Genomic DNA, 23,720 nt, shown 5'->3' with positions numbered 1-23,720 from the left:
GCCAATGTCCGCGCGCACGGACCCGCAGGTCAGCGTCGTCATCCCGCTCTTCAACAGGGCGCACCTTATCGGCGCGACCCTGCAATCGGTGTTGGCGCAGTCGTTTCAGGACTTCGAGGTGATCGTGGTCGATGACGGGTCCGGGGACGATCCCCGCGCCGCCATCGCCACCATAGGCGATCTCCGCATCCGGCTCGTCCGGCAGGAAAATCAGGGTGCATCGGTCGCGCGCAATCGAGGCGTACAAGAGGCCCGTGGCGCACTCGTCGCCTTCCTCGATTCAGACGATCGCTTCCTTCCCCACCACCTCACCACCATGGTCGAGCTGCTCACCGGACGGACGGATACGGCAGCTTATGCACAGGTTATCGCCGATCGAGGGGAGAACCGGACATTCGTGAAGCCGTCTCGTGGCATCCGGGATGACGAGACGATGGCCGACTATCTCGTCTGCCGCGGCGGCTTCGTGCAGACCAGCACGCTGGTCGTTCCCCGATCCTGGGCCATGACAGTGCCCTATCGCCCGGATATCAGCTTCGGCGACGACACCGACATCGCCATCCGGCTTTCGCTGGAAGGATGCAGGTTCATCATGGCTCCGACGCCGGGCGCCATCTGGTCGGACGAGCGGGGCGCCGATCGCCTGTCCTCATCATCCGCGGCGAGCCAAGCGCGCTTTACGTGGCTCGACGATCTGCGCGGACAGATCCCGCACAGGGCCTATGCCGGCTATCGCGGCTGGCATGTCGCCAAGACGCTGATCCGGGCGGAACCGCGCAAGGCCTGGGGGCTCTACGGAAAAGCGCTTCTCAGTGGCGCCTATCCGCCAAAGCTTGCCCTGCGTATCGCCCTGCAGCTGCTCTTGAATGGCGATGGCTACCGGCGGCTGGCCGACCGGCTGGTGGCGCGCAGACGAAGGATACCCTCGTGACCGGATTTCTCAGACGGCAGTTTCTCGCAGGCGCGAGCCTCAGCATCGGGGCGGGCGCTGCAGGGAGGTTCGCGGGCGTTTCGCCTGTGAGCGCCGCACTGGCGAACAGTATCGCGCCCTCCTCTGCGACCGAAAGCCATGACAGCCTGCGCAACCTTGCCGCTCGCCGCGGGCTCTTCTACGGCTCCGCCATGAAGAGCGGGCAGATCACCGAGGATCCTGCCTTCACAGCGGCGGTCATCGCGGATTGCAGCGCCATCGTTCCGGAATACGAGCTGAAACGCGTTATCACCGAACCCTCGCCCGGTCGCTTCGACTTCAGCGGTGCCGATCGACTGTCGCGCTTTACGCAGGACCACGACATGCTGATGCGCGGGCATACGCTGGTCTGGCATCTCGCCAACCCCGCATGGCTCGAGGCGGCTCTCACGGAAGCGCCCTCCCTGAAGACGCATATGTTCGACTATATCGAGACGGCAATGCGACGGTATGGAAACCGCGTTCCCGTCTGGGACGTGGTGAATGAGGCCGTCGCGCCCGAGGAGGGCGATTTTCTCGGCCGCAGAATCGGCTCGCCCTGGTTCAAGGCCTTCGGCGACAGCTATATCGACGACGCCTTCCACCATGCCCGCGCCGTCGCGCCCGATGCCGTTCTTGCCTACAACGACTATGGTGTCGAGATGTCGGGAAGCTGGTACGGCGCTCGCCGCAGGGCCATGCTGCTTCTGCTCGAAGGTCTCCTGGCCCGCAACGTTCCCATCGACATGGTCGGCATCCAGGGACATCTCATCGCCTTCGACAAGGCGTTCGATGAAGATGTATTTGCCGGCTTTCTCGCCGAGATCGCCGGGATGGGTCTGAAGATCACGATCACCGAATTCGACATTACCGACCGGAAGGGGCCAGCCGATCCCGCCATACGTGATGCCGAAGTGGCGGCGCTCGGGCGTCGGTTTCTCGATGTCGCGCTCGACTCCAAGGCACTGGCCGGCTTTCTCAGCTGGGGTCTCAGCGACCGGTATTTCTGGATTCCGGAAGATCCCGAGCAACAGCCGCCCAAGGGGCAGAAACTCCGCCCGCTGCCGCTCGATGAGAACCTTGCGAAGAAACCGCTCTGGGACGCGATCGCCGGTGCGCTTCGAGAGTCCTGATGGAGACGAGACGCGGCGCGATCGACGTCAGGTCGAGGGCGTCTCGTTCAGCGACGCTTCGTTCAGGCGGCTCTTCAGCAGCTTTGCCGGCACGCCGCCGATGACCGAATAGGGTGGAAAGGTGCCGCGCACCACGGCGCCAGCAGCGACCACGCTGTGCGCGCCAACATGGGCGCCATCGAGAAACGTTACCTTTGACCCGACCCAGACATCGTCATCGATGCGGATGCCGAGATCGGTCGAGGCCTGCATGCGGATCGGGATATCCGTGCGGTCGAAAACATGGCTTGCGGCATGGAACGAGACATACTGGCCCATGATTACATTGCTGCCGATCTCGATGCCGCCGAGCGCGCCGAAATAGGAATACTGCCCGACGCCGCTGTCGGAGCCAATTTTCAAGCCCTTACCCAACTGGCTCGGGTGGTTGGTGATGCCGATAATCGTATAGTCGCCGATATTGACCCGCTCCCCAAGGAGGAGCCCCTCGCGCCCGTAGCCATCGAGTTGGCAATGGGCACCAATGGTGGAGAACCGGCCGATCCTGATGCGGCTGCCGCCGCGCATCTTCACGCCCGGACCGATGAAGACCTTGTACCGCCCCCGAAGCAGCGCCCGCAAGAGCCAGACCAACCGTCGCACGAGTGTGTTCACCAAATAGCCGGCGGGAAGCTCGGGCGACATCGCATAGGTCTTGCCGACCAACCGCAGGAGGGCTGCGAAGATGCGGTGCAGAAAAGCATCCACTGTTTGTTTCCTTTGTTGGCGCGGCCCTTACGAACCGTGAATCGTCTTGTATTCGTTATACCGGCGGCCGGCGAAAGCGTTCAGCATGCCCAGACCGCGGGCCGCGCGCGAGATGGCCTTGACCCTCGTTGCCGTGCCAAAGGGCAGCGCTGCGACGGACAGGGCAGCGCCTCCGCCAACACGTGCAAGACCCGACAGGAACAGGGAGACCTGCCGCTTGGTCGAGCATCCCGACAGCTTTTCGGAGAGCACATAGGTGTTGCCTTCGCGGAACTTGCGCGAGATCAACCACTTCGATGACACGCGGGAAGCCGGGACAATCTCGCGAACCCGGGCGTTGCTTGCCCAGAGCATCCGCCCGCCCTTCTTGTAAATCATCATGCCAAGCAGCGTATCCGTTCCGCCCGTATACCGCATGCGCGGATCGAACTGCAGGCCGAGAGCGTTGAAAACCTTGAGGTCGATGAGGATATTGGCCGTGTTTCCGAAAGGAACGACACCGCCGTCCGCGAATCTCCGCGGAACGAAGAAGCCGCCTTCGGAGACCCATTGCGGTGGGGTCGTTTCAAACTCCGAGATGACAGGCCCAAGGATCGCCTCGGCACCGGTAGCGCGGTATTTCGCCAGCAACTGGTCTGCCCATTCAGGCTCCGGGTATTCGTCATCATCGATGAAGAGAATGACTCCATCCGCGCCCTTCGTCTCCGCAACCACACGATTGCGCGCGAAGGGAATGCCCGATTCCGGGTGGACGGCGTAAGCGATGGGAAAGGGAAACGATGGCCGCATCTCCTCGATCAGCCCGGCCATCGGACCATCCCGATCGTTATCGACGACGATCACCGTTATCGGTGGCGGAGTGGTTTCGAAGGTCAGCGCGGCGATGCCTTCCAGCGCCCGACGAAGGCCTTTCGGGCGCCGAAATGTAATCAATCCGATGAAGAGATTGTCGATGCTCATGTCTGCGATCCGCTTCTTGATGTGTCCGAACCGGAGAGTGGCCACCGCGTTGTGGCCATACGCTGGCAAGATGCGTTGTCGAACGGCATTCTCTCGGCACCTCCTTCCTTCCAGCGAAAGATTCACGATCCGTGGATCGTCTTGTATTCGTCGTACCGGCGACCGGCGAAAGCGTTCAGCATGCCGAGGCCGCGGGCCGTACGCGAGACCGCCTTGACCCGCCTCGCCGTGCCGAACGGCAGTGCCGCAAGACAGAGGACAACGCCGCCGCCGACACGTGCCACGGCCGACAGAAACAACGACACCTGCCGAATCATTGAACATCCCGAGAGTTTTTCGGAGAGCACATAGGTGTTGCCCTCGCGGAACTTGCGCGAGATCAGCCACTTCGATGACACGCGGGAAGCCGGAACAAGCTCGTGCACCCTGGCTTCGCTTGCCCAGAGCATCCGCCCGCCTTTCTTGTGGATCATCATGCCCAGCAGCGTATCTTCCCCGCCGGTAAATCGGAGCCGCGGATCGAACTGCAGGCCGAGAGCCTTGAAAACCTTGAGGTCGATCAGGATATTGGCCGTGTTTCCGAAAGGAACGACACCGCCGTCCGCGAATCTCCGCGGAACGAAGAAGCCGCCTTCGGAGACCCATTGCGGTGGGGTCGTTTCAAACTCCGAGATGACAGGCCCGAGGATCGCCTCGGCACCGGTAGCGCGGTATTTCGCCAGCAACTGGTCTGCCCATTCAGGCTCAGGGTATTCGTCATCATCGATGAAGAGAATGACTCCATCCGCGCCCTTCGTCTCCGCAACCACACGATTGCGCGCGAAGGGAATGCCCGATTCCGGGTGGACGGCGTAAGTGATGGGAAAGGGAAACGATGGCCGCATCTCTTCGATCAGCCCGGCCATCGGACCATCCCGATCGTTATCGACGACGATCACCGTTATCGGTGGCGGAGTGGTTTCGAAGGTCAGCGCGGCGATGCCTTCCAGCGCCCGACGAAGGCCTTTCGGGCGCCGAAAGGTAATCACTCCGATGAAGAGATTGTCGATGCTCATGTCTGCGATCCGCTTCTTGGTTTGTCCAAACCGAAGGCCGCCACCATGTTCCGGCCATAGGCTTCCTCGGAGAAAAGCGCCTCGAACCGCGAGAAACCGCGATCCCCCATCTCCTTGCAGCGCAACCTGTCGGCGACAAGCGCGGCCAGTGCCTCGGCCAGCGCCGTCTCGCTTCCCGGTGCCACCAGGAACCCGGTTTCGCCATGCTCAACGATTTCCGAAAGGCCGCCGTGATCGGCGGCGATGATGGGGCGATGGTAGCTCATCCCCTCGATTGCAACACGGCCAAAGGGCTCGGGAAGCGTCGAGGGAACGGCTACGACATCGCTCCAGAGGAAATGCTCGGACGGGTCATCGACGAACGGGTGGATGGTGACCGAGCGCTCCAGGCCGGACGCCGTAATCAACGCCCTGACGTCGTCAACGAAGTGATCCTGGCCACCGTAAACGCCACCGACCAGACGAACCTCGACGCGATCGCGGATCTCCGGTGCCAGGGCCGCTATCGCCCTGACCAGAACCTGCTGGCCTTTCCACGCGTTGAAGCGGCCGATCAGAAGAAGCTTGAGCGGCCCCGAGGCTGGGATATCCGACTGAACTGCCGGTGCGGCGACCCCGTTATAGATGACCGACTGCCCCGTCCCGACCGGGACGACGAAGGCATCGCTTGTCGCCTTGGAATTGAAGATGACCCGGCTGCGGCTGAAGGCGAGAACACGCGAGAAGATGGTCATCGCCTTGCCTGTCGGTATCTCGTGGACATGGCAGATCGTTGGCCCTTTGAAGAACCTGGCAGCGACAAGATAGTCGAACGGTACGAGCGTGCTGATATAGAGCAGATCGCAGCCCGACTCGCGGATCACCCTGCGGGCACGCAGCACGGCAAGAGGGAAACTGATGGGGGCCGTCAGCACGATCCGCTTCAGGTCTGCTTTTCGCAGGACCCACATGGGTCCGTAGAGAATGCGGGTCGAGGCGCGCTCGACATGCGGTGTGATCGGCCCCTCGCCGACGAGACGGACATCAAGCGAGCCATCGGGATCGGCGGCCCTCACAGCCTCGAGGACTTGAAGAAAGCTTCTGTCCGAACCGTAAAGTTCGATGTTCGGATGTACGCAGAGAATTTTCAAGCGTGGCTCCCCGGCCTGTCTTCGGTCATGATCGACGCCGCCACGGTCACAGGCACGTCCGAAGCAGCGCCTCGTAGGCTGCGTTCACCTTCAGCCAGGTGAATTCCGCCTGATGACGTGCAGCGGCCGCAGCCCCTGCCTGTTTGAGGTCTAGGCCGGAGCCGATCTGGTCGATGAGCGCTTCAAGCGCGCTCTGGCTGTCGAAATAGAATTGCTGATCGCCGGCAACCCACCGATTGAAGCGGTTGTCATGGGCGATAATCGGGTTGCCGGCACCAAGCGCTTCGACAAGCGAGGGGTTCGTGCCGCCGACCTGATGGCCATGGAGGTAGGCCAGAGCATGGTAACGCAGGGCGGAGACGACCTCGGGTTCGTAGATGCCGCCAGGGAAAACGACGTCGTCCGACGCTGCAGCCCGAACTTTGCAATGGTATGCATTGTCCGGGGAGAAGTTTCCAAGCACCATGAGCTTGATGTCTCGCTTCTTGCTGGAAAAGGCGCTGACGATCTCCAGGATCGAGTTTTCCGGCTCGGCACGGGCAATGGAGATGAGATACTGGCCGCTCTTCAGGCCGTAGCGTTCGATCAGGCTTTCCGGTGCGGACTCGATCCGGTCGGCGCCATACGGGATCATTACCGCGTTGCTGCAACCGTGGCGGCGCAGATGGCGCGCGATCTCGGGGTGATCGGCGATCGCGACATTGCTGATATTGGCTCCGATGAACTCGTTGGCATAGAGCCAGATCTTCACGGGAAACGACCACTTGTCCCGGCGCCATTCGACGCCATCCATGTTCATGAGAACCTTGCGGCCTCTGAGCCTCTGGAGCGTGTTGAAGACGGCGGTGTTATAGCCGAGAACGAGATCGATCCCCGGCCGCTCGCAAACGTCGGCGACGCACTTCCTGTCGAAAACCACACTTCCCTTCGAGCCTATGGCATCGCTGGAAATGTGGATGCGGTGAATGCCGTTCCAATCGTCCTCGTAATCGGCCTTGCCGCTTTCCTGACAGTAGACGTTCACCGTCCACCCATGCTCGACCAGATAGGGAGCGAGGCGACCTGCAAAGGTCTCGAATCCACCATGGGCCGCAGGAATACCGCGAATGCCAAGAATGTTCACCACCTTGCGGCTCGTATCGACAGTCTTCGACTGTTCGACCATGCGATTGCCCCCTGTCACACTTCGGACCCAGACAGATATGCTCGTCATGACGTCGGGAGCGGCGCGATAAGCACCTGCCATGACCTCAGGACGGGCCAGAGGAGACCATCCTCAACCGGACAGGCTCAACTCCTATGCCTGTATCCGAATATTCTAATCTCATTTAGTAGAAAGCTATCGCATAGTTTTGCTGCAATGCAAAAAAAAATTTCCTGTGAGGTTCATTTTTCAACGATTTCAATAAGTAACAGCAGGCTTACGCTCTGCGCTTCGGCACGTTCACAGCCCGTGTCTGCCGCAATGCAATATAAAGAGCGACCGGGTTTGTCGTGAGGTAACGCCAGAATAGCTGCCTGGGGCGCAGCACCATGCGGTGCAGCCATTCGAGGCCGATCTCCTGCAGGAACAGCGGTGCACGCTGGTAATGGCCCGCAGCAAAATCGAAACAACCACCGCATGTAATGATCCAGCGACCTTCGAAGTGGTCACGGATCATCAGCGAGACGAGTTGCTCTTTCGGCTTGCCGAGGCCGACCCACAGGACGTCCGCCTTCGTGGCATTGATGTCCGCGACGACATCCGGCAAGGCGGCCTCATCGAAATAGCCGTTGCGATAACCGGCGATGATCAACTGGGGATAAAGGAAACTCATGCGGGCGACGCATTCCTCGATGACAGCGTCGGTCGCGCCGAGAAAATAGCAGGAAATGCCGTTTGCCTGGAAACCTTCGGCAAAATCGTAGAAGAGGTCGGTCGTCGCGCTGCGCCCTCGCACCGGCGTCGTCGTGAGCAGGCGCGATACCATGACCAGCGGTTCACTGTCGACGTGCACGACGTCGGCCTTCACCAGGCTCTCCGCATAGCGTGGATCGGATCGGCAGAGGCCGACCGCATGTCCATTGAAATCGAACAAAAGGCGCGGTGCATGGGCTGTTGCATCGAGCGTGGCCTGCACGACATGGTCGGTCAGTTCGGCACGGCTTTTCCGCGTGACCCTGACCCCGGCAACGATCACCGAGTCTTCGTTTTCTGCTTGTTTCGGCACGATGCTTTCTTTGGTCGGAGCTAGAAGGGTATTCACGCTTTCCGGCATCCCGCAACATTCGTTCCGTCGGCACACGAATGGAGAGAGAGAACTGTGGGCGCGGCAAATTGGGCGACATTAACCCTTTGACGGATAGACCCTGAAAAGCATGCGTTCAGCCAGTGCATTCCAAGGCCCCTTCCTCTCATGCGCCACGATACCTAGTCTAAGTTAAGCATCACTAAAAGATATTTTATGAATGGAATCTCAATATCCCTCGCGATGAACGCAACCGAGGCGTACTCCAATGTTTATGGTGGGAAGCACATTCCATGAGCACATTTTGTGATTTCATACAACCCTAGATGAACGACAGCGACGATCAGACGGGGTGATCGAACAATTGCTTCCGACGCGTCAGGCGAAAGACGAGCGCCGTCATCACAACCTCACCCGCGATGATGCCGACGATCGAGGCAATCGGGCTCACCGTGTAGATGATGACCGCCGCGATCGTCATGGTGACGGGTGCGGCAACAAGGCTGGTCTGTGCGAGAGGTTTGAACTGCCGCGCCGCCTGGATGAGGCTGCTTGCGGGAATGCGCATCGACTGAATGAGAACCACGATGAACCAGAGACCGCAGGCGACATAGAGCGTACTCGCCTCATAGGGCAGGCTCGCGACCTTGTCGTGAAAGATGAGGGTGACGGCGACGGCCAGGACGACATTGCCGGCAAGAATTGTCAGGACGATGCGGAGGAACGATCTGGCCGTGCTGCGAGCGCCCTCGACATCACCCTTGGCAAGCTGCCGCGCCATGACCGGCCGTTCGATGAGCATCAGCGAGGGCAGAACGACCGTCAGCGGGCGCCAGAATAATGCGGCAACGGCGATCGGCGCAAAGGCCTGCGGCCCTGCCATGAGCGTGACGAGGTAGGCATGGCCGTTGGAGGTCATTTCCGTGGTGACAACGCCGAGAAGCGCCCAGCGAGACTGGCCTTTCCAGACACCGGCATAGTGCGAGAGCCGGCTCCTGCCATCGACGTTCTCCAGCGACAGCCAGAGATAGATCGCCGAGAGGCTGGCGGCCGTCGCCACCGTGATGCTGGCCACCAGAAGCGTCTCGCCCCAATGTCCGAAAAACATGACGACGCAACCGATGACGACGACGGAGGCGTAGATCAAGTCGGAAATACCGGTCGATTTCACCCTGTGACGCGCGAACTCCGCACAGCGAAAACCCCAGCGAAGCGCTGCCGCGAAGGTGAACAAACCCATGAAGAGCGTCACCGGCAGCGGCATGTCGAACACGAAGCCGGACCCGATGGCGACCAGGCCGGCGAGCACGGAGAGAATCGCATCCACCTTCATGATGGCCAGATACTCCGGTTGCCAGTCCGGGGTGCCCCTGTTCAGCGTGATCGAGAGCGGCGTTCCGCCCATGGCATTCACGATGCTGTAGCTGAAGGCCGTGAGCACCTGCCCGAAGATGAAGAAGCCGTAGTCGGCCGGCACGAGCAGCGGGATCAGCACGAGCGACAGAAGAAAGTTCGACCCGGCGATCGCCAGCGTTCCCGCCATCGACAGGCTGACACGGCTGGCTTTGGCCGCGACCGACCGCAGCAGTAACACGGGCTTCGTCATGAAATCCTCAAGATCCGGAGATGGTTTGGACCGGCAAGGTCGCCGGCTTCAGCTTTAGGGGATGTTCAAACCAAGCGAGACGAACATGTCCGCGTCCCGTTCGCCGCTGGCCTCGTCGAACAGGCCGAAATAGCTGCCGTAACACCAATAGGACCAGGGAATACCGCTCGCCTCGGCCTGCTGGCGCACCGCAGACAGCCAGGCAAGCCGATCGGCATTGTAATCCGGCAGAAGACCCAATTTGGGTCTCGGCGCGCCGAATTCGCCGAGATACAGGCGTTCGGGAGGGATGTCGTAGCGTTCGGCCCAGGCAAGCGCGCCCTCGAAGTCCTGCCGGATATCACCGGCATCATAGCCACGGCCGTAGTAGACGACGAGCTGCCAGAACCGAGAGCTGATATACCCCCAAGACGACGGCTTGCTCCAGAGATCGGCGACGCTATGACCGAATGCGAGGACCGATTCGCTTGCCCCTTGCGCGGTGGCGGGCCATCGAAACAAAGGCGGATACCGGGCGGCACGATCCTGCGTCACCGGTGCATAGCCTTGGAAGATGAACTCGGGCGGCGAGTAGTAATGCACAGAGTAGAGAATGTTCGGATCGTCGAAGCTTGAGGGGTCGAGCCGAAGCAGACCGAAGAGGCTTCCGCCACAGGCGCCGGTGACCACGAGCGTATGATCCGGCGCAATGCGACGCGCGACGGAGACCAGCGTTTTCAGGTAGCCTTCCCAGAGCCCGACTGTTTGGCATTCGATCTGCGGTTCGTTGAAGAGTTCCAACGCCACCCGATCTGACGGACGGCTGGCCGTCCTCTCGGCAAACGCGGCAACGACGCGTGTCAGAGCGTCGAACATCCCCGGCCCCTCGACCAGGGATTGGGCGTCGTAAGGGGAGTTTCGGTCCTTGTCCGGCGTGTGAATATCAACGAGAACCTTCAGGCCGAGTGCGGAAATGGCATCCACCTGGGCAAAGACGTAGTCGGCGCGCGCCTGCAGTTCGTCCGCACTGGCGAGCACTAGGGGGCCGACATTGACCGGGAGACGGACATGGTCGAAGCCCATGGCCTTGATGCCCGAAAAGTTCGAGAGCGGGAAATAAGACCTGACGGGAACATAGCCTGCGCCAAGGAACCGGCCATTCTTCAGTGGCGTCGGCGTCCAGAGAAAGGGAAAGACATTCACGCCTTTCTTCACGCGGAAGGTGGGCTGCGTGTCATCGGCTGTGGCAATGGGCGCCGTGAGCGGGGCCGCGGCAAAGACAAGGGCGAGAACGGGTGCAAGGAGACTGCGCCAGAAACCGTGACGTGCGGTGATGCGCTGGGGAACGTGCGGTCTGCCGATCACGGAGACTGCACCGCAAGGCGGCAATCATCCGCGTGGCGGGAATGCCCAAAGACGATTCGGATAGCTGTATCGTCCAAACTGCACTCCTTCGAAACCTTTTCGGTGAGGTCATCGCCGTTGCAACCGTGCCAGATTGGCAGGCTGGTTGCGTGAACCGGCCGGACATCAACTTTGCGAAGCCTACATTAGATATTTTTCATCTTCAAGCTGCGTCAGGCCTTCTCCTATGTCGACAGGTCGCCTTGTGCGGGTTAAAGGCCCATGGCGTGGCATATGATCCGATCTCCCGATCGGGCGACGGCCTCTTCGTAAGCCTTGATGGGATGAGCATGCGCTATTTTATTACCGGAACCGCTGGCTTCATTGGCTTTCACCTCGCTTACCGCCTCGTCAGTGAGGGCCATACGGTCGTCGGATTCGATGCTATGACGCCCTATTACGATGTGGAACTGAAGCGGAAGCGGCACGCCCTACTCGAACGGTTCGAAGGCTTTACCGGTGTGATCGGCCGGCTGGAGGATCGCGCTGCGCTGGCGGCGGCCATCGAGACGGCAAAGCCCGATGTCATCCTTCATCTCGCAGCGCAGGCCGGCGTTCGCTACAGCCTGAAGGAGCCCCGCTCCTACATCGATTCCAACCTTGTCGGCTCGTTCAACGTCATCGACATCGCGCGGGACATCCAGCCGCAGCACCTGCTCATCGCCTCGACCTCTTCGGTCTATGGTTCCAATGAAAAGGTGCCGTTCGAGGAAGACGATCGCGCGGACGAGCCGATGTCGCTCTACGCGGCCACCAAGAAGTCCATGGAGCTGATGGCGCACAGCTATGCCCACCTTTTTGCCGTACCGACGACGGCTTTCCGCTTCTTCACGGTATATGGCCCGTGGGGACGGCCCGACATGGCCTTGTTCAAGTTCGTGGAAGCCATTCGTCAGGGACGCCCCATCGACGTCTATGGCGAAGGGCGCATGAGCCGCGACTTCACCTATATCGATGATCTCGTGGACGGTATTCTTCGGCTGTCGCAGGCCGTTCCCGCGGAAGCATCTCGCCTTCGCGATGGCGCGGTGGCCGACAGCCTGTCGCACCATGCACCCTTCCGCACCGTCAACATCGCCGGTGGTCAACCGATCGAACTCCTGACCTTCATTGAAACGATCGAGCAGCGGCTCGGCCTCACGGCCATCAAGAACATGCTGCCGATGCAGCCGGGCGATATGCAGCGCACCTACGCGTCGCCGGATCTGCTCAAGGCGCTCACCAGCTTCCAGCCGAAGGTAACGCTCGCCGAAGGCGTCGGCCGGTTCGTCGACTGGTATGACGAACATTATCCCCAGGCTTGAGGCAGCATCCTTCCTCAAACCGGAAGAGATGTGCAGCGCCGACGATAAAGGTCGGGACGGCCAGCCAACGAGGCGTGAGACTACGCCGACTGTCGTGCCGGTGGCTTCACAGATGAAACACGGCGTTTGAGAACCTCGAGCACCTGAACCGGCGCTCCTTGATAAGCGCCGGCCCGACATGCCTATTTGGTTTCCAGATAATAATCGCCATAGCGACTGTTGTGGTAGAAGTTCTCGTCCTGGTGAAGGTAGAGCTTGACCTTGCTCAGATCGACCTTGTTCAGGATGACGCCTGCGCATTTGCGCATGATGCCGGGGTGTGTCTGGACGGCCGTCCGAACGATCCGGCGTGCCGTTGAACCCCATTCGATGATCATCAGGAAGCTGTCGATCTTGCTGGAGATGGCGCGCGCGTCGACCACTGGGCCGAGCGGCGGGAGATCGAGTACAACGTAATCGAAGGTCTTGCAGAACGAGGCCAGCAGGTCGTTCATCGCGTCCGACGAAAGCAGTTCGGCGGAGAACAGGATCCGCTGCTTGATGATGGTCGGCAGGAAAACGAGGCCCGTTTCGACGTCGGTCAACAGAACGTCTTCCACTGCCTGGCTTTCACTGAGCACCTCGTAGAGGCCGCTGCGGGCATTGGCACCGATGGCGCGCGTGGCGCCGGGATTGCGCAAGTCGGCGTCGATCAGCAGTGTCCGGGAACCTTGCTTGGCCAGATGCTGGGCGAAGTTCAAGGCCACCGTGGACTTGCCCTCCCGTGGCAGGACCGAAACCATCCCGATGACCCGGCCGGGCTTATGCCCCGCCTTGAAGTCCGCCGCGATCTTGGCGCTGCGGATGGTTTCCGCAAAGGACGAGAGCGGATGATCGATGATGTAGCGATCGAGGTTCGATTTGCTCAGCACGCCGCGGGGTCCGACCCGAGACGCATCCAGCTTTGCGCCGCCTGCTTCGTGCTTTTCCAGCGGGATCTGGCCGATGAACTCCATGGAGAGTTCCTTCTGGACCTGCTCGCCCGTGCGGAAAAACCGTTCCCCGAACTCGCGATAGGCACCGATGGCCGCGCCGACGCCACAGCCCATGACGAGAGCGAGCGCGAGGATCAGCGGCCTCTTCGGGTAGCTGGCATCCTGGGGAGGCTCTGCCCGCGTGACCACGCGGGCAGCGGTCACAGGGAAGCTTTCCCGCTGGCTCGCTTCCTGGAAGCGCTGGAGATAGGTCTCGTAGAGCGTCTTGTAGGTTTCCGCCGCGCGCTCGTATTCGCGCAGCTGGACGAGATCGTCGTTTGCGACGGCAGAGGTGCTCGTTGCCGCAGCAACCTGTCCTTCAAGGGCCTTCTGGCTCGCCGACGCAACCTCGTATTCCTGCCGGTAGGTATCGGCAATGCGGCGAAGCTCCTTGAACATGACCTCGTCATATTCCTGAAGCTTGGAGCGCAGAAGAACGGCCTGATAGTGCTCCCGGCCGAAGCGCTTGGAGATCTCGGCCTCGCGCCGGGACACGTCGAGTGCCTCCTGCTGAAGCTTGTTGATCACGGGGCTTTCGAGCGAGCCGACGACGGCCGAACGGATATCGCCGCTCGCCACGACAGCCTGAACGCTGTCGTACTTGGACTTGGCATCGGCTGCCGCGCTCTGTGCCTTGACGAGATTGGTGTTGATCTGCGTCAGCTGCTGCTCGCTGACGAGTTCGCCGCCGGTCGCAATCAGGCCCTTTTCCGCCCGGAACTTCTGCACGAGCAGGTCACTGTCGAGTGACTTCTGACGAAGCGCCTCGATCCGCGTCTGCAGCCAGTCGCTGGCGCGCCGCGTTGCATCGAACTTCGAGTTGTACTGGTCCTCCAGATAGGCATCGACAATGGCATTGGCGATCTTCGCCGCGGTTTCGGGCGATCGGGAAACGTACTCGACCTCCAGGATATAGGTCCGGCCGACGCGGGATGCGGAGGTGTTCCGCATCAGGGCTTCCTTGACGCTCTGCTTGAGAGCCTCGACATCCTCCGCCTTCGGCGCCGTGTCCGAAGCGACCAGCGACTTCAGTGTCGTGACCACCGTGGACACGAGCGATGGCGTTCGCTTCTGGAATTCGGGGGCGTTCGTGAGGTCGAGCCGTTCGACCACAAGGGTGGCAACGCGCTCGGACCGCAGAATCTCGACCTCGCTGAGCACCGTCGCGTCATCGTCCCGCGTCGGGTAGCCGGAGTTCCGGTTGCCGTCGGAGAGCAGCTGATCGGCGATCTGCTTGTTGTCGCCATCAATGAAGAGCGTCGAGGATGCCGTGTATTTCGGCGTCGCCGTGAAGGCAAACGCGGCACCGAGAAACAGCATCAGGATGCCGCACAGCGCCACGATCCTCCACTGCCGCTTGATGGTGGAGATGATCTCGTTGAGATCGATCCCGCTCTCGTTCTGAGAAGGAAGAAACTCGCTTGTCTGGGCCTTATCCAATGTCTGTACGCCTTAATGATGCAACGCCGGAACGACTGTTTCGCACCATCATGGCAGAGATGGACACTGTAAAACCAGATGTTTTTTTGCAACGCAGCAATTTAATACTTAGTAGGCATAGACTTACACTTAATCAATCGACAGGATACCCTAGCCGCACGCGTTGACGTCTCGCGACTTGACCTTGCCTTCTGCTGTTACCCTCGCCCCGCCATAGATCAGAGCTTGAAATCGTCTCTCCGCCGTGGACAGGCGCCCGGTCTCTTCCGGACGCCCTTCGACATACTGTTCCTACAGATCCTTCACGGCATCGCGTGTTCTCACGATGTCGGTCGAAACGCCGGATGCCGTCGAGGACACCGAGTTCACCACGTCGAGGAACTTGATCAGCTCCGTTGCCTTCGAATTGGTGATGTAGACGATGTCCTTGTCCTGCATCGGGAACTTCTGGATCATGAACATCGCGGAGGGATCGCGCAGATTGGCGCGGAACACCACGGGGATCTGATCGCTCGGGTAGCGGCTGACATCGACGTGCAGCTGCTTCAGGAAGTTGCGATCGACGACGCGGTAGAGAAGCACCTGCTCGGGATCGGCGCGATTGTCGAGAAGACCGCCGGCCTTGCCGAGCGCCTCTCCGAGCGTCAGGTCCGCATCCTCGAAATCGATGCGCCCGTTCTGGCCGGATGCGCCGAAGGCGAGGAAGGTGCGACGCTCGCGGTTGACGATCACGGTATCGCCGGGGACCATGAAGATGTTCTCGGCCGGCGTGTTGATCAGATAGTCGTAGAGGACCGTGGCCGTCCGCGGGCCGCGCTGCAGCGTGACATAGGTCTCGAGACGGGGGGTGCTGAGACCGCCCGCCTGGGAGATGACGTCGAGAATACGGTCGCCGGCTTCCGTCAGCTCGACCTTGGCCGGACTATTGACGTCACCGAGAACCGCAACCTGGGCCGAGCGGCTGGCAACCTTGGAGATGACCACCTGCGGCTCGATGGCGCGGTTGGCCAGAAGCTGCTGGAGCTCGTCCTGCACGGAACTCGTCGTCCGCCCGGCAACGCGGATGCGACCGGCATAGGGAATGGAGATGCGCCCGCTCTGGTCGATCGTCTGGTTGGGCATGGTAACGAAATTGCCGGAGCGCGAGCCGGCATCGGCTGGAATGAACAGACCGCCCGACTGGGACTCGAACACCGTGACGCTGATGATGTCACCGATCCCCAAGGGGAGGTTCGGCACGCCGCCGCGACGGTTGCCGAAGCTGCCCTGCAACGTCGGCGTCGTCGCCTGCGCGACATTGGCGAGAACCGCGGCACTGATATCGACGAGCGCATAATCGACGCCAGGCCGCTTCCGCGACACGGACCGTGTGTTCACCACCTTGAGGGCGGCCTGTTGCTCGACCTGCTCCGAAGCTGGACCCGAACTCGGCAGGGAGGTGCAGCCGGCGACGAAGGTCGTCGCGGATAGAGCGATAACGCTGATGCACAGACGGTATGACAAGAAACTCTCCTGCAATAGGTCGTGCAGACCAGCGACCTTCAATAGACTACGATGAGCGATTGCCGGATGCGGCGATTTGAGACCAGCCAGCCATGCCCAGAGCGTTTCGAGAATCACGCACTCCACAAGCGCCTTCTAACGCAAGAATGAAGAAGCGTGGTTAAGCATTCATTAAATTATCGTTGCTGACTTTAGATTTTGAGATTTTAGTCATTTAAGGCCTTGGCTATACGACTATCTTGACAGGCGCACGATGTACAGTGATGCCTTAAATAATGTGGACGCCTTTGAAACAAAATTCACAGCGTAGAGAGAGGCAAGCCGCCCCTCGACAACGACTGGACCTTCGACAGTGGGATATGGGTGGGAGCATCTATGTCGTCCCGGACATTCACGGCTGCCTGCATGCCCTCCATGAAGCCGAACGGCGAATAGCGGCGGATCGCGAGGTTACGGAGAGAACGGCGATCATCGTCTACCTCGGAGACTATGTAGACCGCGGGCCGAATTCGGCCGGCGTGATCGAGCACCTGATCGAGGGCTCCATCGAGAAAGCGCACCGGATCATGCTGTGCGGCAATCACGACCAGATCTTTCATGCCGTTCTCTGCACGCAGGCGGACCCGCGCCGCTGGCTGTCGTTGGGCGGACACGAGACGTTGCGCTCCTACGGCATGTATGATGCGGACATCCTTCGGCTCTCGGCCTCGCCCCGCAAGCTGGCCGAGGCCGTGCGGTCGCACGTGCCCGACTCGCACAAGCTGTTCCTGAAACTGCTTCCGGTCGCAGCCAGCATAGGCCCCCGGCATATCTTCGTTCATGCCGGCCTCTACCCCGGCCGGCCGCTCGATCTCCAGACGGACGAACACCTGATGTGGATTCGCGAGCCCTTCCTCACCGACGGCCCGCAGATGCCGGTGGTCGTCGTCCACGGGCACACGATCGTGCGGGAGCCCGAGTTTCGCGAGGATCGTATCGCTCTCGACACAGGGGCCTTCCGGAGCGGTCGTCTGACCGTCCTCAAGATCGCCAACGGGGTTGCCAGCCTCATCTGATCGGCTTTGCGGCTGCGCTCCGGACGCTGCCAAGCGAACACACGTGCACCAGAGCCCTTGTAACGGGCCTTCACGCGCTACGGCAGAACGAAAAAGGGCGCCCGACCGGCGCCCGTAACAGACATCATCTCATGAAAAACGGGAGCGTGACACCAGGCGGCGCATCGTTGCGACCGCGTAAGGAGCCCGCCAGCGCGCTTGCATCTTCAGAACCCGCTACCGCCGCGCAGTTCGGACATGATCGTCCGGCCAATGATGCTCATATCCATCCAGAACGAGTAGTTGTGCATGTAGTAGATGTCGCAGGCAATGCGGGCGCGGGCCTTGGCAGCGTCCGTCGTCGGGCCGCGCAAGCCCCGGACTTGGGCGAGGCCCGTGAGGCCCGGCTTGATCCTATGACGATCGTGATAATGCGGCACGAGGTCTTCGTAGAGACGGTCAGCCGCCAGCATGCCGACGGCGTGGCAGCGCGGGCCGACCAGCGACATATGCCCGAGAAGCACGTTCACAAGCTGCGGAAGCTCGTCGATACTGGTCTTGCGGAGGATGGCCCCGAGACGGGTGATCCGCGGATCGTTCTTCGTCGTCTGCGCGACGCCGCTGGCGTCGCAGAGATCCGTCCGCATGCTGCGGAATTTGTAGATGCGGATACGCGTGCAGTTCACGCCCCAGCGGACCTGGCTGAAGATCGGCGAGCCCTTGCTTTCCAGCCGGATCGCGATGCAGACGAGAACGAAGAACGGCAGCAGGCTCGCCAGAGCCGTGAAAGAAACGGCGATATCGAGCGCGCGCTTCGCCGCCAGATGCGCCGTTCGGCTTCCGGAATGCCCGACGGTCGTCAGCGGACCGCGATAGGCGGCTGGCGAGGTCGGAACCGCGGTCACGTATGTCATCGCACCAAACTCCTTCATACCAACCTCCGAGCGAACGCATCTTCATGCTGCATCGCAATATGCCTCACTCTAAATCAGGAGTCACTAAGCAATATACACTTGATTAACTATGGACGGCTGCTATGCGCGAAATGCATGGCTGGCGGATCGCATGTCACGACGCGGCCAGGGAAAGCATGCGGATGCCGCACGCCTCTAGTCGGAAAGCACGAAAAATGAACCGTTTTTTAGCTGTGTCTTCTGGAATTCTCGGGTTTGGAGGCCGTTCAGGCTGGATTTAACGGCGTCATAAGATGCGTGCGCCTAGGGTTCCGGAAACGACCTGGAGAGCCCGATGACCCTTCGCCTCAAGAGCCTATCCGCCGCCTTCGGCTTATCGATCGCAACCTGGAGCCTCATTCTGCATAGCGTCAGTTCGCTGTGATGGATGATCCTCATGCGGCAAATGCAAAGAGCGCACGCCGTTCCCGACATGCGCCCTTTTATCTCACATGTACACCGCAGCGGACCTGACCCGGCTCAGTCCGAGCCGAACAGATCCCGCGTGTAGACCTTTGCCGCCACGTCCTTCAGTTCCGGCGTGTAGCGATTGGCGACGATGACGTCACAGGTCTGCTTGAAGACCTCGAGATCACGGATCAGGGGCGACTTGAAGAAATCCTCGCCCGGCAGCGCCGGCTCGAAGACCACGACCTCGATGCCCTTCGCCTTCAGCCGCTTCATGATGCCCTGAATGGACGAATCGCGGAAGTTGTCCGAGCCCGCCTTCATGACCAGGCGATAAATGCCCACCCGCTTCGGGTTGCGGCGCAGAATGCTCTCCGCGACGAAGTCCTTGCGCGTCGTGTTGGCGGTGACGATGGCGCTGATCAGGGCCTGGGGCACCTTGCTGTAGTTCGCCAGCAACTGCTTGGTATCCTTGGGCAGGCAATAGCCGCCATAGCCGAAGGACGGGTTGTTGTAGTGCGTGCCGATCCGCGGGTCGAGGCCGACGCCGTTGATGATCTGGCGCGCGTTCAGGCCATGAAGCTCCGCATAAGTGTCGAGTTCGTTGAAATAGGCGACGCGCATGGCAAGATAGGTATTGGAGAAGAGCTTGATGGCCTCGGCCTCGCTCGAATCCGTCAGGAGGATCTGCACATCCTTCTTGATGGCGCCGCCCAGCAGCATGTCGGCGAAGGTCTGCGCCCGCTCCGACTGCTCACCGACCACGATGCGCGACGGGTGAAGGTTGTCGTAGAGCGCCTTGCCCTCGCGCAGAAACTCCGGGGAAAAGATGATGTTGTCACGTCCGAGGCTCGCGCGCAGGCGCTGCGTGTAGCCGACCGGGATCGTGGACTTGATGACGATGACAGCCGTCGGATTGACCGCGAACACGTCTGCGATCGCCGCTTCGACGGATCGCGTATCGAAGTGGTTGGTCACGGTGTCGTAGTTCGTCGGCGTGGCTATGATGACATAGTCGGCTCCGGCATAGGCAACGGCCGCGTCGCCGGTTGCGCGGAAATTCAGGGAGCGGCCGAGATATTCCGAGACCTCGGGATCGACGATCGGCGACTTTCCTGCATTTAGCAAGTTCACCTTGTCGATATTGGTATCGTAGGCAACCACCTCGTTATGCTGTGCCAGCAGCATCGCGTTCGAGATGCCGACATAGCCGAGACCGGCAACTGCAACTTTCATCATCACTCACTTTCCAAAAAAGACGACCCTTCAACGCCATATCCTAATATGCCGGGTGATGAACACTTCAAACATGTTCCGTGACAACCAACCTCGTAACGACCTGTATGTTGCAAACACGACTGGACATCTTTCCGCACGGAAACGTGCTGCAGATACCCATGCGGAGGCAGGCAATCTCACGATCCGGCCGGTGGCATCAGTCGGTGGCGTTCCGCCGCGAGAGGCGGTCTTCCCATTCCAGGGCGTGGCGGACGATCGTGTCGAGATCGTCATATTCCGGCACCCAACCGAGTTCCTTCATGGCGAGAGCCGGGTTCGCAACGATCATGGCCGGGTCGCCGGCGCGGCGGGGGGCAAACGCGACGGCAAGATCCGAGCCGTTGACGCGCTTGACCGTATCGAGAACCTCGAGCACCGAGAAACCGTGGCCGTAGCCGCAATTGGCAACCAGGGAGCCTCCCCCGGCGCGCATGCGCTGCAAAGCCTTCAGATGCGCCTGCACCAGGTCCCACACATGGATGTAGTCGCGCACGCAGGTGCCATCCGGCGTCGGGTAATCCGTACCGAAAACGCTCATCGAGGGGCGCTTGCCGAGCGCCACGGCGCAGGCGATCTTGATGAGGTGTGTCGATGTCTTCGACGACTGGCCGGAGCGTCCCTTCGGGTCCGCACCCGCCACGTTGAAGTAGCGCAGCACCGTATAGGTCAGGTCGTGCGCGGCGGCAGCGTCGCGCAACATGATTTCGGTCATCAGCTTCGAGGAGCCGTAGGGCGATTCCGGGCGCAGTTGCACGGTTTCCGACACGGGTTCCAGCACCTCCGGCGTACCGTAGACGGCAGCGGTGGAGGAGAACACGAAATGCGGGATGCCAGCCTCGACGACGCTGGCGATAAGCGCGCGCGATTTAACCGTGTTGTTCTCGTAATAGCCGAGCGGATCGCTGACGCTGTCGGGTACGACGATCGATCCGGCGAAGTGAATGACGGCATCGATGGCATTTTCCGAGAAGATCCGCGACAGCAGCGCCGCATCCGCGATGTCGCCCTCGTACATCCGCGCTTCCGGCGCGATCGCCCAGCGGAAGCCGGTGGAAAGCCGGTCGATGACGACGACCTCTTCCCCCGCTTCCAGAAGCGCCCATACCATATGGCTGCCGATATAGCCGCCACCGCCCGTCACCAATACTGCCATGTGTTCCTCACATCGGTTCCTGCATCAGGTATGAAACGCCTGCCGGAAAATGACAAGTGTCGCGCCTTACGTTCGCTTTGCCGCCCGCAACAGCGCTTCGCCCAGCGCACCGGTGGCCGCCGGCGCCGGTTTCTCCTGCTTGATCGGCCGATGATCGCGCCGGGGCTCGGCCGGAGATGCAGGCCTCCCGCCCGCCTCGCCGCCATCCTTGCGCATGGTGAGACCGATGCGCTTGCGCGGAACATCCACTTCCGTCACGCGCACCTTCACCACATCGCCAGCCTTCACCACCTCATGCGGATCCTTTACGAACCGGTCGGCCAGCTGCGACACGTGCACGAGCCCGTCCTGATGGACGCCGATATCCACGAAGGCGCCGAAGGCCGCGACATTGGTCACTGTTCCCTCCAGCAGCATGCCGGGCTTCAGGTCCTTGATGTCGTCGATCCCGTCGGCAAAGGTCGCGGTCTTGAAACTCGGGCGCGGGTCGCGGCCGGGCTTTTCGAGTTCCGACAGGATGTCGCGAATGGTCGGGAGGCCGAAGCGGTCATCCACGAAGACCTTCGGGTCGAGCGACTTCAGGAGCTGAGAATCGCCCATCACGGTGCGGACATCGCGGCCGCAGGCGGAAATGATCTTCTTGGCGACGCCATAGGCTTCCGGGTGGACCGAGGAGGCATCGAGCGGCTCCTTGCCGCCGGGAATGCGCAGGAAGCCGGCGCATTGTTCGAAGGTGCGCGCGCCGAGGCGCGGCACCGTCTTCAGTTCCGTGCGCGTCTTGAACGGACCGATCGCATCGCGATGTGCGACGATCGCTTCCGCCGTCGCGCGGCTGAGGCCGGACACGCGCGACAGAAGCGGCGCGGATGCCGTGTTCAGATCGACGCCGACGGCATTCACCGCATCTTCCACCACGGCATCCAGCGATCGGCTCAGGCGTCCCTGATCGACATCATGCTGGTATTGCCCGACACCGATGGATTTCGGCTCGATCTTCACGAGTTCGGCCAGCGGGTCCTGCAGCCTGCGGGCAATGGAGACCGCGCCGCGCAGCGAGACGTCGAGCGTCGGAAATTCGTCGGCTGCGGCCTGCGAGGCCGAATAGATCGAGGCTCCGGCTTCGGACACGATGACCTTTGTGGGCTTCTGGCCCGGCAAGGTCGCGAGCATATCCGCAACCAGCCGCTCGGTCTCGCGGCTGCCGGTGCCGTTGCCGATGGAGATCAGCTCCACCTTATGGCGGGCGACGAGCCTTGCGATTTCGGCCTGCGCGCCGCGCACGTCGTTCTTCGGCGGAAAGGGATAGACCGTTGTGGTTTCCAGCAACTTGCCGGTTCCATCCACGATGGCCACCTTCACGCCGGTGCGAATGCCCGGATCGAGACCCATCGTGGCGCGGGAGCCCGCGGGCGCCGCCAGCAGCAGGTCCTTGAGGTTCCGCGCAAAAACGTGGATCGCCTCCTCCTCGGCCCGTTCGCGCAGTTCGCGCATCAGGTCGAGCGACAGCGACGTGGAGAGCTTGACGCGCCATGTCCAGCGAATGACATCCATCAGCCACTGGTCGCCGGGCAGGCTGCCGATCTGGCAGGCGGCGGCGATGATGCTTTCGACCGGTTTGACGGGCGACGGATCGGCCTCGTCCACGACGATATCGACGGAGAGGATTTCCTCGTTCCAGCCGCGCAGCATGGCCAGCGCCCGGTGGCCGGGCGCGGTCGCCCAGCGTTCGGAATGGTCGAAATAATCGGAGAACTTGGCACCGGCCGCTTCCTTGCCGGCGACGACCTTCGCGCGAAGAAACGCGCCGGCGCGCATATGGCCGCGCAGCCGGCCGAGCAGGTCGGCATTCTCCACAATGCCTTCGGCGACGATGTCGCGCGCACCTTCGAGCGCCGCCTTCACGTCCGGCACATCGGCGGAAAGAAACGAGGCGGCGCGGTCGGCAGGCGCGATGCGGCGATCGAGGAGGATGGCTTCGGCAAGCGGCCCGAGGCCTTTTTCACGGGCGATCTCGGCTTTCGTGCGCCGCTTCGGCTTATAGGGAAGATAGATGTCCTCAAGCTCCGCCTTTGTCGTCACGCCGGCGATCTTGCGTTCGAGGTCGTCGGTGAGCTTACCCTGACCGCGGATCGACTCGACAATGGAATTTCGCCGGGCTTCCAGCTCTCGCAGATAGACCAGTCGTTCGGCGAGCGTGCGCAGCTGGGTGTCATCGAGCCCGCCCGTGACTTCCTTGCGGTAGCGGGCGATGAACGGCACGGTCGCCCCGCCATCCAGAAGCTCGACGGCCGAGACGACCTGCGCCTGCGTCGCCTTGATCTCCTGCGCGATCAGGAGGGCAATCGGCGGAACCGTCCGCTGGGACGTCTGTGCTGGCTGCGACATGAGGCGCGATCTCCTGTTTCCGAATCGCGCGGACCATAGAGAGATCAAGCGGGAACGC

18 protein-coding genes are annotated in these 23,720 nt (G+C 61.3%); 4 read left to right on the top strand and 14 right to left on the bottom strand.

Annotated features, from left to right (window positions below; translation table 11 throughout):
• The first annotated feature begins 4 nt into the window (after window positions 1-4).
• Together GA0004734_RS26275 and GA0004734_RS08605 are read left to right on the top strand one after the other, a co-directional pair.
• Complete coding sequence (locus GA0004734_RS26275; RefSeq protein WP_092932941.1) at window positions 5-931, top strand: glycosyltransferase family 2 protein; 927 nt, start codon at window positions 5-7, stop codon at window positions 929-931.
• Window positions 928-2,082, top strand: a complete 1,155-nt coding sequence (locus GA0004734_RS08605; protein ID WP_210173747.1) for an endo-1,4-beta-xylanase — start codon at window positions 928-930, stop codon at window positions 2,080-2,082. Before GA0004734_RS26275 ends, GA0004734_RS08605 begins: the two co-directional genes overlap by 4 nt.
• Window positions 2,083-2,109: 27 nt before the next feature.
• Here the strand turns inward: GA0004734_RS08605 and GA0004734_RS08600 are convergent, their stop codons facing one another.
• The 8 genes from GA0004734_RS08600 to GA0004734_RS08565 form a co-directional block, all read right to left on the bottom strand.
• Window positions 2,110-2,829 (bottom strand): acyltransferase, encoded by a 720-nt coding sequence (locus tag GA0004734_RS08600; protein ID WP_092932937.1) that lies wholly within the window; start codon window positions 2,827-2,829, stop codon window positions 2,110-2,112.
• Window positions 2,830-2,856: 27 nt separating this feature from the next.
• The gene (locus tag GA0004734_RS08595; RefSeq protein ID WP_175386268.1) at window positions 2,857-3,789 is read right to left on the bottom strand and encodes a glycosyltransferase family 2 protein; all 933 of its coding nucleotides are present in this window, start codon (window positions 3,787-3,789) and stop codon (window positions 2,857-2,859) included.
• Between the two features lie 122 nt (window positions 3,790-3,911).
• Window positions 3,912-4,844 (bottom strand): glycosyltransferase family 2 protein, encoded by a 933-nt coding sequence (locus GA0004734_RS08590; RefSeq protein WP_092932933.1) that lies wholly within the window; start codon window positions 4,842-4,844, stop codon window positions 3,912-3,914.
• Window positions 4,841-5,974, bottom strand: coding sequence for a glycosyltransferase family 4 protein (locus tag GA0004734_RS08585; protein WP_092932931.1), 1,134 nt, complete (start codon window positions 5,972-5,974; stop codon window positions 4,841-4,843). Before GA0004734_RS08585 ends, GA0004734_RS08590 begins: the two co-directional genes overlap by 4 nt.
• Before the next feature lie 46 nt (window positions 5,975-6,020).
• A complete protein-coding gene (locus GA0004734_RS08580) occupies window positions 6,021-7,139 on the bottom strand; it encodes a DUF1972 domain-containing protein (RefSeq protein WP_092932929.1) in 1,119 nt (372 codons plus the stop codon).
• Window positions 7,140-7,395: 256 nt separating this feature from the next.
• Window positions 7,396-8,232: a WecB/TagA/CpsF family glycosyltransferase gene (locus GA0004734_RS08575; protein WP_092932927.1), complete on the bottom strand. Its 837-nt coding sequence runs from the start codon at window positions 8,230-8,232 to the stop codon at window positions 7,396-7,398.
• A gap of 313 nt (window positions 8,233-8,545) precedes the next feature.
• Entirely contained in the window at window positions 8,546-9,808 is a 1,263-nt protein-coding gene (locus tag GA0004734_RS08570; protein ID WP_092932925.1) for a hypothetical protein, read from the bottom strand.
• A 54-nt stretch (window positions 9,809-9,862) separates the two neighbouring features.
• Window positions 9,863-11,152 (bottom strand): glycoside hydrolase family 5 protein, encoded by a 1,290-nt coding sequence (locus GA0004734_RS08565; protein ID WP_092932923.1) that lies wholly within the window; start codon window positions 11,150-11,152, stop codon window positions 9,863-9,865.
• Between the two features lie 329 nt (window positions 11,153-11,481).
• Here GA0004734_RS08565 and GA0004734_RS08560 point away from each other — a divergent pair, with 329 nt between their 5' ends.
• A complete protein-coding gene (locus tag GA0004734_RS08560; RefSeq protein WP_092936082.1) occupies window positions 11,482-12,495 on the top strand; it encodes an NAD-dependent epimerase/dehydratase family protein in 1,014 nt (337 codons plus the stop codon).
• Window positions 12,496-12,677: 182 nt separating this feature from the next.
• Here the strand turns inward: GA0004734_RS08560 and GA0004734_RS08555 are convergent, their stop codons facing one another.
• A complete protein-coding gene (locus GA0004734_RS08555) occupies window positions 12,678-14,948 on the bottom strand; it encodes a polysaccharide biosynthesis tyrosine autokinase (RefSeq protein ID WP_092932921.1) in 2,271 nt (756 codons plus the stop codon).
• A 291-nt stretch (window positions 14,949-15,239) separates the two neighbouring features.
• Window positions 15,240-16,451, bottom strand: a complete 1,212-nt coding sequence (locus tag GA0004734_RS08550; protein ID WP_092932919.1) for a polysaccharide biosynthesis/export family protein — start codon at window positions 16,449-16,451, stop codon at window positions 15,240-15,242.
• 359 nt (window positions 16,452-16,810) lie between these two features.
• On the opposite strand from GA0004734_RS08550, the gene GA0004734_RS08545 reads away from it, so the two are divergent.
• The gene (locus GA0004734_RS08545; RefSeq protein WP_175386266.1) at window positions 16,811-17,506 is read left to right on the top strand and encodes a metallophosphoesterase family protein; all 696 of its coding nucleotides are present in this window, start codon (window positions 16,811-16,813) and stop codon (window positions 17,504-17,506) included.
• A 206-nt stretch (window positions 17,507-17,712) separates the two neighbouring features.
• On the opposite strand, the gene GA0004734_RS08540 is transcribed toward GA0004734_RS08545, so the two are convergent.
• From GA0004734_RS08540 to GA0004734_RS08525, 4 genes are all read right to left on the bottom strand, one after another.
• A complete protein-coding gene (locus GA0004734_RS08540) occupies window positions 17,713-18,399 on the bottom strand; it encodes a sugar transferase (protein WP_348626083.1) in 687 nt (228 codons plus the stop codon).
• A 519-nt stretch (window positions 18,400-18,918) separates the two neighbouring features.
• Window positions 18,919-20,085, bottom strand: a complete 1,167-nt coding sequence (locus tag GA0004734_RS08535; protein WP_280949478.1) for a nucleotide sugar dehydrogenase — start codon at window positions 20,083-20,085, stop codon at window positions 18,919-18,921.
• 196 nt (window positions 20,086-20,281) lie between these two features.
• A complete protein-coding gene (gene galE, locus GA0004734_RS08530) occupies window positions 20,282-21,277 on the bottom strand; it encodes a UDP-glucose 4-epimerase GalE (protein ID WP_092932913.1) in 996 nt (331 codons plus the stop codon).
• A 66-nt stretch (window positions 21,278-21,343) separates the two neighbouring features.
• A complete protein-coding gene (locus GA0004734_RS08525) occupies window positions 21,344-23,662 on the bottom strand; it encodes a Tex family protein (RefSeq protein ID WP_092932911.1) in 2,319 nt (772 codons plus the stop codon).
• Between the last annotated feature and the right edge of the window lie 58 nt (window positions 23,663-23,720).

The organism is Rhizobium sp. 9140, assembly GCF_900067135.1.
In the GTDB taxonomy this organism is placed as follows: Bacteria; Pseudomonadota; Alphaproteobacteria; order Rhizobiales; family Rhizobiaceae; genus Ferranicluibacter.
This window is presented reverse-complemented; position numbering and strand designations above follow the sequence as displayed.